We start from the raw sequence: 13,382 nt of genomic DNA, 5'->3' as shown, positions 1-13,382 counted from the left end.
TCGGAAAGTGGTACACTGTTGAAGATCTTCTCGAATCCTTTCCATTTCATACAACTAAAAGACGTGCCAAGTTAATGATGAATTTTGTAAAAAGTCCCATTAAAACATTGCTGCTAATTTCCAGTGCCTCTCTCCCCGTTTATGCTGCGCAGCCTATTATTACACCTGATGCACCTTCAGTAGCCGCCAAGGCGTTCGTATTGATGGATTATAATTCGGGTCAGATTATCGCTGAAAGTAACGCTTACGAAAGCCTTAACCCAGCCAGTTTAACTAAGATGATGACCAGTTACGTGATCGGTCAAGAAATCAAAGCGGGCAATGTCTCCGTTGATGATGATGTGACTATCAGTAAAAATGCTTGGTCTAAAAACTTCTCAGACTCTTCTAAGATGTTCATTGAAGTGGGCACTACGGTTAAAGTGGGAGATCTAAACCGCGGTATCATCATTCAATCGGGTAACGATGCGTGTGTGGCGATGGCCGAGCACATTGCCGGTACAGAAGGCGCCTTCGTTGACATGATGAACTCATGGGCGAAGCAACTGGGGATGCGTGATAGCTACTTCGAAAACGCCCACGGTTTAGATGCAGAAAACCACAAATCAACCGCCTATGATATGGCATTACTGGGCGCAGCGTTAATCCGTGACGTGCCAGATGAGTACCACATCTATAGCGAAAAATTCTATACATTCAATGGTATCAAACAATACAACCGTAATGGTTTATTGTGGGATAACAGCATGAACGTGGACGGTATCAAAACCGGTCACACCTCAGGTGCGGGCTACAACTTAGTGGCATCGGCAACCAAAGACGGCATGCGTTTAATTTCAGTGGTGATGGGCACTCAAAGTGAATCTGCCCGTAAAGCTGAAAGTAAGAAATTACTGACCTATGGCTTCCGTTTCTTCGAAACCGTAACACCATACAAGGCGGGCGATAGCTTTATCACTCAGCAAATTTGGTACGGCGACAAGAGCACAGTTGATTTAGGCGTGGCAACTGACACACCTATCACCATCAGCCGTGGCCGTGGTAAAGACTTGAAAGCTAACTTCGAGCTGACTAAGCCATTAGATGCACCGTTGAAAAAAGGTGAAACTGTTGGCCGTCTATTCTTCCAACTTGATGGTAAAGACATCGCCCAGTTCCCACTGGTGACGTTGCAAGAAGTCAACGAAGGCAGCTGGTTTAGTAAATTAGTAGATTACTTTAAACAGATGTTTTCTGGATGGTTTAGCTAAGCTAAGTCACATAAATAAAGCCACCTTCGGGTGGCTTTATTTTTTTGGGGAGTGCATCGCCCTTGAATCGGGTATAATCGTCACCATATATATCCCCATATAGCCGCTAAGAGTACTGAGTATGTTAGACACTAAATTTGATGAACTGATGGATTTCCCCTGCGCATTTCCTTTTAAGGTCGTCGGTGAAGCCCATGAAACGTTAACTGACAAAGTTGTGGCTGTGGTACAGAAACATGCACCAGGTGATTACTCACCGTCGACCAAAACGTCGAGCAAAGGCAGCTATCACTCCATCACGATTCGCGTGACAGTCACCAGCAAAGATCATATCGAGATTTTGTACACTGAACTTGCCGCCATCGAAGGTGTACGCCGCGTACTATAAATATTCCTCAAGGCCATGAAATGTGATCTGTCTTACATTTATGGCCAATAAGCGTATAATAGCCCACTCATTTCTAAGGGGAGAGGTTGCCCTTGCAAGACACGACTTTGCACATTCGACATCTTGGAAAACAAGATTACGAATCAGTGTGGCATGCGATGCAGCATTACACTGATACGCGCGACAGCGAAAGCCATGATGAACTGTGGATTGTCGAGCATCCGCCCGTGTTTACCCAAGGCCAAGCCGGCAAAAGCGAGCATATTTTAAATGCTGGCGATATTCCGGTTATCCAAGTGGACCGCGGCGGTCAAGTCACCTACCACGGCCCAGGCCAACTAGTGGTATATCCTCTTCTCGATATAAAACGTAGTAAAGTCGGCGTACGTCAACTCGTCACCCATATAGAGCAAAGCATTGTCGATATGCTCGCCAAGTACGACATTAACGCTTATGCCAAGGCAGATGCGCCAGGCGTATATGTGGATGAACGCAAAATCGCCTCCCTAGGATTACGCATTCGTAAAGGCTGTTCATTCCATGGATTAGCCCTCAATGTCGACATGGATCTGGCGCCATTTCGCCGCATCAACCCTTGTGGTTATGCCGGTCTTGAAATGGTGCAATGCAAAGCGCTTGGCGGACCACAAACCGTGATTGAAGCGGGCGAGCAACTCACCATTACTTTTAGCCAATTACTGGGCTATCAACACCTAGTTCATCATCAAGGATTAGCAGCGTCATGAATAGGCCTGAACGTTTACAACCCGGAGTAAAATTAAGAGATGCCGATAAAGTGTCTCGTATTCCGGTCAAAATCGTCCCCTCAGAGCGCGACACTATGTTGCGTAAACCCGATTGGTTACGGGTTAAACTGCCGGCATCGAATCAACGCATTTTAGAGATCAAGCAAGCGCTGCGTAAAAATGGCCTGCACTCGGTCTGTGAAGAGGCATCTTGCCCTAACCTCGCGGAATGCTTTAACCACGGCACTGCGACCTTTATGATTTTGGGTGCGATTTGTACACGTCGTTGCCCATTCTGCGACGTTGCCCATGGTCGTCCGCTTAAGCCTGACGCCGAAGAGCCGGTTAAATTGGCGCAAACAATCCGCGATATGAAGCTGAAATACGTGGTCATTACCTCGGTAGATCGTGACGATTTACGTGATGGTGGCGCGCAGCATTTTGCCGATTGTATCCGCGAAATTCGTAAACTGAATCCAGACATCAAGATCGAAACCTTAGTGCCTGATTTCCGTGGTCGTATCGATGCCGCCTTAGATATTTTGTCGACTGAGCCGCCTGATGTGTTCAACCACAACTTAGAAACGGCGCCAATGCATTATCGTAAAGCGCGCCCAGGTGCGAATTACCAATGGTCGCTCGATCTGCTCAAACGCTTTAAAGAGCGTCATCCCAATGTGCCAACTAAGTCAGGCCTGATGATGGGACTGGGTGAGACCAACGAAGAAATCGCTCAAGTATTACGTGACTTGCGCGCCCACAACGTTGAAATGCTGACCTTAGGCCAATACCTACAGCCGTCTAAGTTCCACTTGCCGGTTGAACGTTATGTGCCACCAGCTGAGTTTGACGAGCTTAAAGCCTTAGCCGATGAGTTAGGTTTTACCCATGCAGCCTGTGGCCCATTAGTGCGCTCAAGCTACCATGCGGACTTGCAAGCCCAAGGTAAAGAAGTCAAATAACCTTCTTACTTAGATGCGGATAACCTTGATGCAAACTTCAGGTGACGCTGAGTTTAAGTGAGATAGAGTTAGGGTTATCCAAATAAAAAAACAGCGCTTAAGCGCTGTTTTTTATGGCTGTGTTTTGTGATAACGACTTATCACAATCGTTCGCGTTGCTATCTTTTTACGACATGAATGCGAATGCTCAGCTTATTCTTGGGTTATCGCTAAATCCATCAAGATAGCGTCTTCTTTACCGCCTGCTATTGGGTAGTAACCTTTGCGACGTCCCGATTCAATAAAGCCAGCCTTTTGATATAAAGCACGGGCGGCAAGATTGGATTCTCGCACTTCTAGCATAAGCACCACAGCGGCTGATGCCTTGGCCGAAGCCACCACAGCATTCAGTAATAACTTGCCGTAGCCTTTACCCTGCTGGCTTGGTAATAGACAAATATCCAATAAAGTCACTTCATCAACAATTTGCTGCACTATTGCAAAACCTAAAAGGCCATCAACCGAATCCGGATCTGAAGCAGCGTCAGTATTAGCATCTGATCCTGCACTCAGCTTTAAACCTAAAACACGATACAAATGCCCGAAACAATCGGCAAGGTTCCCCTCACTCATGGGGTGGCTATGGGCCAAGGATTCAAGCTGCGCCATTTGAGGAACATAGGTTGGTGTCAGCGCGACCAGTTCCACAGGCAAACCTAAGGTGAGTTGTGTGGCAAGTTGTGCTGCGAATGGGCTATCGACAGAAGGGGTGTTCAAAGCATGTATTCCAAAATATTCGTTATTAAACTGTTCTGTGTTCGGGAGACTTATTTAAGACTGACTTCAATATGCTTTATAAAGTATGAACTATGACTTAACCACAACTTGGCCGCTAACTTGCTCGCGCCATTGGTAAATCTGCTGCCAGAGCGCGCTTTTAGCCTGCCAACCCACTAACAAATCGGCTAAGGGTTCAGACACTAACCATGCGGTGCGTGGCCTCACTTTATGGCGGCGCAAATCCCAGACAATCTGTTTACCCGTATGGGGCTCACAATCAAAATCACATTCTTCGCGTTTGACGTCGATAAGCTTTAGCACAGCGTCGATAAGCGGTTCAGCCTCGGGTAACTCACCGTTTTCATCCCAAATCACTAAATAAGGTTTCACCTTAGTGTCGCGCACTCGCCAAGTTGTCACATTCATGGCGGTTAAATAGGCTGATTTATTCATTAGGGTCAGTTTTATTCAATTCAAGTATCGACTCACAATATGCCGCTAGGATAGCAGTTCTGCCTAGGCATTGTTACTGCCACGCGGCTAATGGAGCTGATATCAAGCCGATTAATGGCAGCACCATTACGGCGTTTAACGCAGGAATGTTCAATCGGATTTATAGATGTATAAAATCTAATTTACTCATTTTACATTTAATATCAGAAGATTAGACTGAACACACTCAGTAAGACAATAGCAGGAGAACGCCATGATAAATATAGGTATCAATCAAGCCAACAGAGAAGAAATCGCCGCTGGCCTCAACCAACTCTTGGCCGACAGCTACAGCCTGTATCTTAAAACCCACAGCTTTCACTGGAATGTTACCGGCCCCATGTTCACTAGCCTGCATTTGCTATTTGAACAGCAGTATACCGAACTTGCCCTTGCGGTTGACCTTATCGCAGAGCGAGTACGTGCATTAGGTGCCAGAGCGCTAGGGTCCTATTCGGCCTATGCCGCGCTGACCGAGATTAAAGAAGATCAGGGCATCACCAAAGCCGAAACCATGATCCGCGAACTGTTAAACGATCAAGAGTTAGTGATCCGTAATGCCAGAGCCCTGTATCCACTGGTGAATCAAGCCAATGACGAAGCGACTGCGGATCTGCTTACCCAACGTATTCAGCTGCATGAGAAAAATGCCTGGATGCTACGCAGCTTATTAACGGAATAATTCGCTAGCCGTATTATTGCGCTAACCAAAACAAAAAAGTCGCCAAGCGGTTACGCTTGGCGACTTTTCCTTTAAAGCGATATCACTCAAGTTTAGAAGTGCTTAGATTTAGAGGCGCTTAGATTTAGAAGCACTTAAATTTAGAGGTACTTAATCCAAGCCTGAGTGCTGTGTTTTTTATACTCGCTAAACCGCTTAACGGGATAATACAGCGCGATGACTAACACGCCCGCGATTAACCAAATCCATCCCATACTATTCACCCCAAATAATTCACCATGGTTCGCACCAAAAATGAATTTCGCTAAGCTATAAAGCATTAATAACACGTACAAATGTAAGATATAGAAGAACATAGGTACTGAGCCAAACACAGATAACCCATGGCCGACTCGCGCTAATCTCCCCTCTACTTTCCCACTTGATGCAAAATACCGCTCAAAGGCCACTAAGCAGAAAAACATGCCGCCTAAGGTCACCAGTAAAAAACTTAATGATGGCGGGTATTTGGTTAAGTTGAGTACCGACATTAAGGTTTCACCCAAATGTGCCCCCGACTGCCAAGGCAAGGTTTCGCCATAGATGTTAAACCCGCGTAGCAATGCAAAAAGTACCCAACAGCTTATCCCTAACTTCAGCAGTGTTTGCTGGCGCTGCGAGGCTTCAAGCGAGTTACCATTCGATTTCTGAATGAAAATAGGCCCAGCGACATAACCCAGTAAAATCACGCCCATCCAAGGCAGCGCGGGATAACTCACTTTGATCTTAAGCGCACCTTCACTGACAAGATATCCACGGTCGTGCAATATGGTCCACAGACCGTAAGCCCAATCATTGGGTTGAAAATGAATTGGCGTCAACAGATTATGACCAAAGACAATCGCTAATCCTAAAAAGGCCATCCAAAGTCTAGGCAGATTTATCAGCGCCGCCAGCGTTAACATGCTCAGGCCGATCACCCAAATGACCTGCAACCAAAGCGTGTGGTAGTTGCCCATCCAAGAAATGTTGATCACTAAGATTTCGAGCGCGATTAAAAATAAGCCACGTTTAATCAAAAACGCCCGCGCTGAACGCGGCAGTCCATGACTGCGATTAGCATAAAGCCATGCAGAAACCCCTGTTAAAAACACAAACACTGGCGCACAAAAATGCGCGGCAAAGCGGCTTAGAAAAAGCCCCCAAGAGGTCGAACTCAAATCCATAGGGTCGCTCACCTGCATATGCAGGAAAAACCGTTCCCGCACATGATCGAGCAGCATGATAAGCATCACCAGGCCGCGCATCATATCGATACTATTGATACGGCTACGGCCAATAGAACGACTCAGTTCTTGCTCGGCAGAACCTAACGGTAACTCAGGACTTGTGTTTATGCTCGAACTGATGTTAGAGCTGTTATTAGAAATGTTAGAACTCATAGCTGACACTCACTCTAATGCTACGTGGCTCACCGGGTACCGCCCAGAGCGCTGAATAACTGCTGGCGATATAGTGCTCATCCAATAAGTTGTCCAGATTGATACCAAGGATAAAGTTGTCGCTCAAGTGCGTATTCATAAACACTCCAACCAACTGATACGACGGTAATTGGAAACTCGGATCGGCAGAATCACCCAGACGTGAATCCACATAACGCCAACTTATGCCTAAATGTCCATCGATAGAAAACGCATTCAGATCCCGCTTCAGCATCACACTCGCAGTATGTTTTGGCACATTCACCAGTGGACTGCCCGCAGGAATAAGCACGCCCCAGTCGGGATTCAAGCTGTCGTTGGCAGTGCGAGTATTCAAATAGGCGTAGGATAATTTGGCCTGTAAATTCTCCGTCAGCTCGGCAACTAAATCGAGTTCAACGCCGCTACTTTTTGCTTTACCTAAAGTGGCTGAAAATCCGACATTGAGCGGATCAGAGGTCAGAATATTGCTCTTTTGCGCATCAAACACCGCCAAGCTGCCACTGACTGCTATGCCATTATCAGCTAAGCCATTAAACCAATTGCCATTAAACTTCATCCCTAGCTCAACTGACTTGCTCTCTTCGGCTTCGAAGGGCTGACCTACAAAGTCGGTTCCCGAAAGCGGCAAAAAACCTTCAGAGTAAGAACTATAGAAACTTAAGGCATCGGACCATAAATACACCAGACCCACTTTAGGGCTAACCCTGCTATCGGTTTGCTCTGATAACGTATTTTTCGCAACTTCACTGATATCTTGCTGATAACTATCGAACCTTAACCCAAGATGCAGCTTCCACTTTTCAGTGAGATCCATTTGATCTTGCAGGTATGTGCCCCACGCCTTTTGGGTTTCGTTATTCTCATACAACAAACTCACCTCAGGCTGAGGCCCACCATATTGAGGCTCATAAATATCAATGGCATATTCGCCCTTTTGGCCGCGATAGCGATACAACCCCGTCTTTAAACTGTAGTGATAGGCATCAGCGCCGAGCAGCAAATTGTGGCGAATGAACCCCGTATCCACATGCCCACTTAACTCTAGACGCAGTGAATTATCCTCGGAGGCATAATCTCGGTATCTGTGCTGCCGGGTAAGCGTGCGACCATCATTAAATAGCGATTGCCGACCCTTTGCCAACTCGGCATCGGACGAATAGCCCTTCAAGCTAGAATCGCGATAGTTATAGCCCGCGGTTAATGACCAATCATCATTTAATTCATAGTCATAGGTCAGCTGGTGTCCAGTGGCATTGACCACAGTTGCGCCATCATTAGGCTCACCTAAATAACGCGAGCGTGGCACAGTATTTATATCGTTGTTGAGCACAATAATGCCGCGATCGAATAACTGTTCTTGCTTGAGGTATTCCATTTCATAGAGTAGCGAGGCTTTATCGGAAATCTGCCAACGCACTGACGGCGTGACGATTTTTTTATCGCTGAACACATAATCGCGAAAACTATCGTGTTCCTGCCACGCGCCGTTAATTCGAAATGCCACATTGTCGGTCAAGCCGGAAGTCACATCTCCCTCTAATCGATATTGATCGAAACTCCCTGCCGATGCCTTTAAATAACCACTGGTTTGATACTGAGGTTTCTTCGTAACTATATTGACTGTACCGCCGGGCTCTGAGCGACCATAAAGCGCCGAACCTGGGCCTTTTAAGATCTCCACGTAGGCCACATTCGATAAATCTCGATGACCACTAAAACCTCGACCACCATTAAAGCCATTGATTAAATAGCCCGATGGCATGTTTTCATTACCCGGAAAACCGCGCAGGGAAAAGCTATCCCATAAACCGCCGCCATTGTTTTGCCGCGCCACACTGGCGGAATAATCCAACACATCTTGAAACCGCGTCAGTCCCGCATCTTTTATCAATTGCTCGTCTAACACACTGATCGCTTGCGGAAGCTCAGTTGCAGACACATTGCCACGGTAAGCTTGGCGATAGTGGATACTTAAACGCTCAATGTCAGTCTCTAAAATAGCATTACCAGATTGAGCATCCTCCGCAGCCAACAACATTGAAATAGGATTGAGTACAAACAAGGCGCCCAGCAACAGCGCAGCGCGCTTGGGAATATAAAAAGAGGTCATTTTCACTCCGAAAATAAACAGCATCGGCGCCTTAGCTAAGCCAAGGCGCTCAAAGTTAATTAAGATAAATTGAATAAACAGTAACTTATGCTGTTAACGGCGGAGCACGACTATTGAAGAAACGACTAAAAGGTCGCTTAAAGGAAATGGCTTGGAACTCAACCGAAATATAACTCTGCTGAGCCAATTGAAAATGAAAGGGCGTACTGGTTATCGCATGTTGCAACTGGTGCTGATGTAAGCACAGCGAACAATGGGACTTAGGGTCTTCATTGGCATGGGAAATACTGTGAACAGCAATGGCCACAGACAATAGCACCAACATGGCAGCAAGCCATATCGCTAGGGTGCGTCTTGTTTGCATCACACTATTCAAACCATACTTCCTCAAATAATTTGGCAGGCGATTGTATGTTAAGCACAACTAAAGTTGCAAACCGATTTACCTAAGCCGCAGGGCTTAAATGTTACAAGAGGTATACGACAGTTTTGTGAGAAACAGTATTTGTGAGAAAAGGCGATAACCGCGAATGAATAGAGGGAGTACTGAATATATTGAGGCTAAATGGCAGACAAAATAAAACGGCTCGCATATTTCTATGCAAGCCGTTGTTTTATTTGGCAGGGGTGGCAGGACTCGAACCCGCAACCATCGGTTTTGGAGATGGTAATTTAAAACATAAAAATCAATCAGATAAGAATTTTTTTAGAAAGCTAAACTCGAAAAAACATCTAATAAGCATATGATTCTTGGTGTTTTACATTGTTAATTTCTAACTTTTTTAATCATATAAAATGATATCTATTCGCTCTTACTTAACTACCGCACTTTTATAGAACTAGACAACGAACCTCAATCAGCTTGTATTTGTATAGGCTATCTGTTCACCAGAGATTTTTGCAAGACGAGTTTTTTGAGCCAGTTTGCTTTCGCTTTATCATCGCTCGTGATAAGACTTCCTTGGTTGATAATCATTTTCAAGATGTAGGTTAGTCTTCTGGCGTGGGTGCCACCATATTTTTTTACTTGTATAACTTGATCGATGTGGGGTTCTCCATAAAGTTCCTGATAGAGTTCATCAAGTTCGTAGAGTACTGTGTTGATGAAATACGTGAGTAGTTCTGCACACCATGATTTTTTCATTGCACCTTGTTTATCTGCAACTGACTTTGTGTAAAACACATTTCGTTGCCAACCAAAGAGCTTATTTAGTTCGGTGGTGAAATTGGTATTGGCGTTCCATCCAGAAGAAGTAAGTGGAAAATGTGTCAGTAGATAAGTACCTTTCAGGTTGGTGTAAGCTTGAGAGTAGGCTTGTTCAATATTGAATCTGAGTTCATGCAGCTCTTGTTGGTTGCATTCATGTTGTAGTCTTCTAAATTTGATCTCATCATAACTACTACTGATGGGCATCTCTGTGAACCCAGTTGTATTGAGTTGATTAATGAAAATGTGGACCTCATTACTGACCCGACGTTTGTTTTGTTCAGCTTGTCGCTGTAGTGCTTGTTCGCGTTCATACTGCTCTTGTTTTAGTCGCAGGCTAGTTTCTTCTTGTTCTTTTGTTATTTTTTCAACTTTCCTAGTGGAACGGTCAATGGCTCGTAGTAATAATATCGAGCTGATGGCAACTTGTGATTTTGTTTTTATTCTGTTGAGCGTATCGAATGCAATCTGAGGGGAGTGTGTGCCTTCAATCACTTGCTGTGGCAATTGGTTGATAATATTTTTAGTTTTCCAAATTTGTTCGGCGCGTTGCGTCCTTGCTTCGATAGCCGCAAGTTGGGTGGTAATGATGTTGCGGTACCGATTAACATTCGAGATGAGTTTGTAGTTTTCAAAAATAGGGGTGTCTAGTGTGTTAAGCATGGCATACCTGAGACTTTCAGAATCTCTGTAGTTTCTTGTGGTCCATATATTGGAGGTTTCTCTTCGTAATAGTGAGATGAGTTTATAGCGTGCTGCTCTGAGGTTCTGCATACGCAAGTAATCAATGTGCTGCTTTGCTTTGAGACATTTATCTCTAAGGTGACTATGAAATCTGTAATCAGTATGGATGACTTCAAGACCACTGAAGGGGTTTATGGGGTGTTCATCGTTATCCGTGATAGCAGTGAGTGCTAAGTGGCTTTCATTTCGCTTTCGAATATTAGTAATAGTGATCGCGAGTCTCTGGCGGTTATGCTGGTGTAGCTTAAGTTTGGCGTCACTAAGAGATGTTGATGTCTTTACAGCGAAGGGGAGTCTGAGTTTTGGGGCAGTATTCAGCACTTCAAGTGAAGCTAGATGAAATTGGAAGTTAGCTCCGATCTCTTGTCTCTCTTTACAATAGTAGTATTCAGGAAATTCCACATCTAGGATGAGTTTACCTTTTTCTTGACTCAATTTTAGAGCACGTTCTGTAGCAACAAAGGCATTACATTGTGGCCGACTGGCTTCTGAACATGCTTCCCTAGGAATGTTGGAGCCATACATGATTAACTCGTATGTTGTTTTATTGTGTTCCGCGCATTGTGGGCTAAAGACCCATAATAAGTTAATGTTTTCTTTCCTGAAGAACTCTTCTCTTTGTACCACGATGAGTGGTGACATCCACCATCGAGTCAACTCAATTGCCCATTTTTGACCATTCTTATCAGTAAATTGAATATCTGGCCTACGCCACGTATTTCTTTTTGGATCGTCAGAGAAGATTAATTTTTCTGTTTTGACGGTGCCAGGACTTACGAAGGGATCATTATCTAGGATTTTGCTCAGGGCCATTTTTGTGGACAGATGCCATTCTCCTTCGCCATTGTAGATCTGAGAAAACAGGGTACTTGGTGTATTATGGTAGAATGGACAGTTCTCGGTAAGTAATATGTCATGGGCGAATTTTGTGTTGTGGTAAAGATACGCTGACCGATTTTGGATTGAATTTGCTGCACGATAGAAAAGCCCACATCCGCATTGAGAACAGGTAATGTATGTTTCGTTGTCTTTGATGTGCTCGGCGATGATGCGTTTGAGCAAAGCTTCTTCGTGTAGTTGCACTCCATCACTGCTGGGCAGTGTTATTTTTGAAGCTAAGATGGGGTGATTTTTCCCTTTTATGAAGACTTCCCAAATTTTGTGACGTAGTACCGTATCCATCGTTCGCACTCTTTTATTCTTCTGTATGATTACTAAAATTTAGTCACTAGGCCATCTCCTCACCCATGATCTCGGATGACGACCTGCTTTTTTAGAAAAAAAACGTACTACATGTGAATTGAAAACATTTCTGATTGATTGTTAGCTCTCTCAACTCATGGGTGATATATATTTTGTATATCATTCTCAAACACCTCCCACCAATTTACTGAACAGGTGCTGATAAGAAGGATGGAATGAGCCTATTAATATGGCTAATTGTTCTCTTCTTTTTTGTACTGATAATCCACTAAAGTATTCCACTCTGCTATCGAGGATTGATGCCAGTTTATCCTCAGTAATCCCCAGCAACTGCTCCATACGAAATATTATTTCAGCAAATTCTATAGAAAATGCTGCATTAATGGTAATTTCTACGAAGTGTTCTAGATACAGTAACTGAGACCTTTGAAGCTTATTCAAAGCGCGTACAGAAAAGCCTGTGCGGACAAGAATGACTTGAATCAGAAATGGGATCCATTCAACTTGAAACCCGTATTGGGTTATCATGTCATCCCCAACGCGGATAGTGTCTTGTTTAAAGCTGCCTTCGTAAGCTTTGCGAATAGTGTATGCAAGCCCTGTAGTTATTCCCTCATAATCAACCAGAGAGTTTGACTCTCCAGCATCTAAAACAAGCTTGCGAAGATCGTACAAGGTGCCGAAATCCCCCCATATTTCAAAGCCAAGGTTACTTTCCAAAATTCTATGCTGAAGCATCATTCATCCTTCTGTAGACAATAATAAGCATGTTGACAAGGGTTTAATGTTGTATGTACTGTGTTCCATTGTCAAAATACGATCAATAACTTAATGTTGTCGTTTGGCAAGTTAAATAGATTTGGCCTTTCTAAATCCAAGATGACTTATATGTGGAAACTTTTCTGCATGCCTAGACTGACACCACCCATTCTATTCATTCCTTCGCAGGTTAGCCTATTTAATTGACGCTATTTAGATCTCATTCCATAAACTGCAAGCTTTCACAACTCTCAAGAAGCGCTACGCCCCTAGACATTTACTTAAAATATCCGTGCAACAATCCCACATATCAACCGAAGCCAGCAAAACTGACTGTCTTTAAGCAATTTAAAACAAATATGGTTTACTAAACACTCAATATTTGGGTCTTGGCAGTTCCTATCGTGCAACCGTCCCATATGTTTAAGCAGTAATCGTGCAGCAAACCAATATGCTCAAGGCTTAAGCGTGCAACGTTCCCATATATGCTTGAGTAGTTGCGTTACATGTCACACTTAATATTCGTGACATGTAACGCTACCTAAAAAATTATTAAAAACCATTAACATACCAATTCAAAACTGCACCGACCTAATCTCACTCGGGATATTCATATC

The 13,382-nt window shown here is 44.2% G+C and carries 12 protein-coding genes; 5 read left to right on the top strand and 7 right to left on the bottom strand.

Features of this window, described 5'->3' with window-relative positions; genetic code table 11:
- Window positions 1-74 precede the first annotated feature (74 nt).
- The 4 genes from DYH48_RS03425 to lipA all read left to right on the top strand — a co-directional run bounded on the left by DYH48_RS03425 (window position 75) and on the right by lipA (window position 3,346).
- Window positions 75-1,250 (top strand): serine hydrolase, encoded by a 1,176-nt coding sequence (locus DYH48_RS03425; protein ID WP_012089944.1) that lies wholly within the window; start codon window positions 75-77, stop codon window positions 1,248-1,250.
- 121 nt (window positions 1,251-1,371) lie between these two features.
- Complete coding sequence (gene ybeD, locus DYH48_RS03420; protein ID WP_006082758.1) at window positions 1,372-1,638, top strand: DUF493 family protein YbeD; 267 nt, start codon at window positions 1,372-1,374, stop codon at window positions 1,636-1,638.
- A gap of 92 nt (window positions 1,639-1,730) precedes the next feature.
- Window positions 1,731-2,384 (top strand): lipoyl(octanoyl) transferase LipB, encoded by a 654-nt coding sequence (gene lipB / locus DYH48_RS03415; protein ID WP_006082759.1) that lies wholly within the window; start codon window positions 1,731-1,733, stop codon window positions 2,382-2,384.
- Entirely contained in the window at window positions 2,381-3,346 is a 966-nt protein-coding gene (lipA, locus tag DYH48_RS03410) for a lipoyl synthase (protein ID WP_006082760.1), read from the top strand. Before lipB ends, lipA begins: the two co-directional genes overlap by 4 nt.
- Before the next feature lie 192 nt (window positions 3,347-3,538).
- Here lipA and DYH48_RS03405 read toward each other — a convergent pair whose 3' ends face one another.
- Window positions 3,539-4,102 carry a GNAT family N-acetyltransferase gene (locus DYH48_RS03405; RefSeq protein ID WP_115334061.1) on the bottom strand — a complete coding sequence of 188 codons (564 nt, stop codon included), beginning with the start codon at window positions 4,100-4,102 and terminating at the stop codon, window positions 3,539-3,541.
- A gap of 90 nt (window positions 4,103-4,192) precedes the next feature.
- Complete coding sequence (locus DYH48_RS03400; RefSeq protein ID WP_115334060.1) at window positions 4,193-4,558, bottom strand: hypothetical protein; 366 nt, start codon at window positions 4,556-4,558, stop codon at window positions 4,193-4,195.
- A 253-nt stretch (window positions 4,559-4,811) separates the two neighbouring features.
- Here DYH48_RS03400 and dpsA point away from each other — a divergent pair, with 253 nt between their 5' ends.
- The gene (gene dpsA / locus DYH48_RS03395) at window positions 4,812-5,279 is read left to right on the top strand and encodes a DNA starvation/stationary phase protection protein DpsA (RefSeq protein ID WP_011847543.1); all 468 of its coding nucleotides are present in this window, start codon (window positions 4,812-4,814) and stop codon (window positions 5,277-5,279) included.
- A gap of 140 nt (window positions 5,280-5,419) precedes the next feature.
- On the opposite strand, the gene DYH48_RS03390 is transcribed toward dpsA, so the two are convergent.
- The 5 genes from DYH48_RS03390 to DYH48_RS03370 all read right to left on the bottom strand — a co-directional run bounded on the left by DYH48_RS03390 (window position 5,420) and on the right by DYH48_RS03370 (window position 12,747).
- Window positions 5,420-6,700 carry an acetyltransferase domain-containing protein gene (locus DYH48_RS03390; protein WP_115334059.1) on the bottom strand — a complete coding sequence of 427 codons (1,281 nt, stop codon included), beginning with the start codon at window positions 6,698-6,700 and terminating at the stop codon, window positions 5,420-5,422.
- On the bottom strand, window positions 6,690-8,852 hold the full coding sequence (locus DYH48_RS03385; protein ID WP_115336086.1) for a TonB-dependent siderophore receptor: 2,163 nt from the start codon (window positions 8,850-8,852) through the stop codon (window positions 6,690-6,692). Before DYH48_RS03385 ends, DYH48_RS03390 begins: the two co-directional genes overlap by 11 nt.
- A gap of 85 nt (window positions 8,853-8,937) precedes the next feature.
- Window positions 8,938-9,228: a DUF2607 family protein gene (locus DYH48_RS03380; RefSeq protein ID WP_071938423.1), complete on the bottom strand. Its 291-nt coding sequence runs from the start codon at window positions 9,226-9,228 to the stop codon at window positions 8,938-8,940.
- Window positions 9,229-9,729: 501 nt separating this feature from the next.
- Window positions 9,730-11,985: a competence protein CoiA family protein gene (locus tag DYH48_RS03375; RefSeq protein WP_115334058.1), complete on the bottom strand. Its 2,256-nt coding sequence runs from the start codon at window positions 11,983-11,985 to the stop codon at window positions 9,730-9,732.
- A gap of 186 nt (window positions 11,986-12,171) precedes the next feature.
- Window positions 12,172-12,747 carry a DUF6904 family protein gene (locus DYH48_RS03370; RefSeq protein WP_147287760.1) on the bottom strand — a complete coding sequence of 192 codons (576 nt, stop codon included), beginning with the start codon at window positions 12,745-12,747 and terminating at the stop codon, window positions 12,172-12,174.
- Between the last annotated feature and the right edge of the window lie 635 nt (window positions 12,748-13,382).

The sequence above is a fragment of the Shewanella baltica genome, assembly GCF_900456975.1.
Taxonomy (GTDB): Bacteria; Pseudomonadota; Gammaproteobacteria; order Enterobacterales; family Shewanellaceae; genus Shewanella; species Shewanella baltica.
This window is presented reverse-complemented; position numbering and strand designations above follow the sequence as displayed.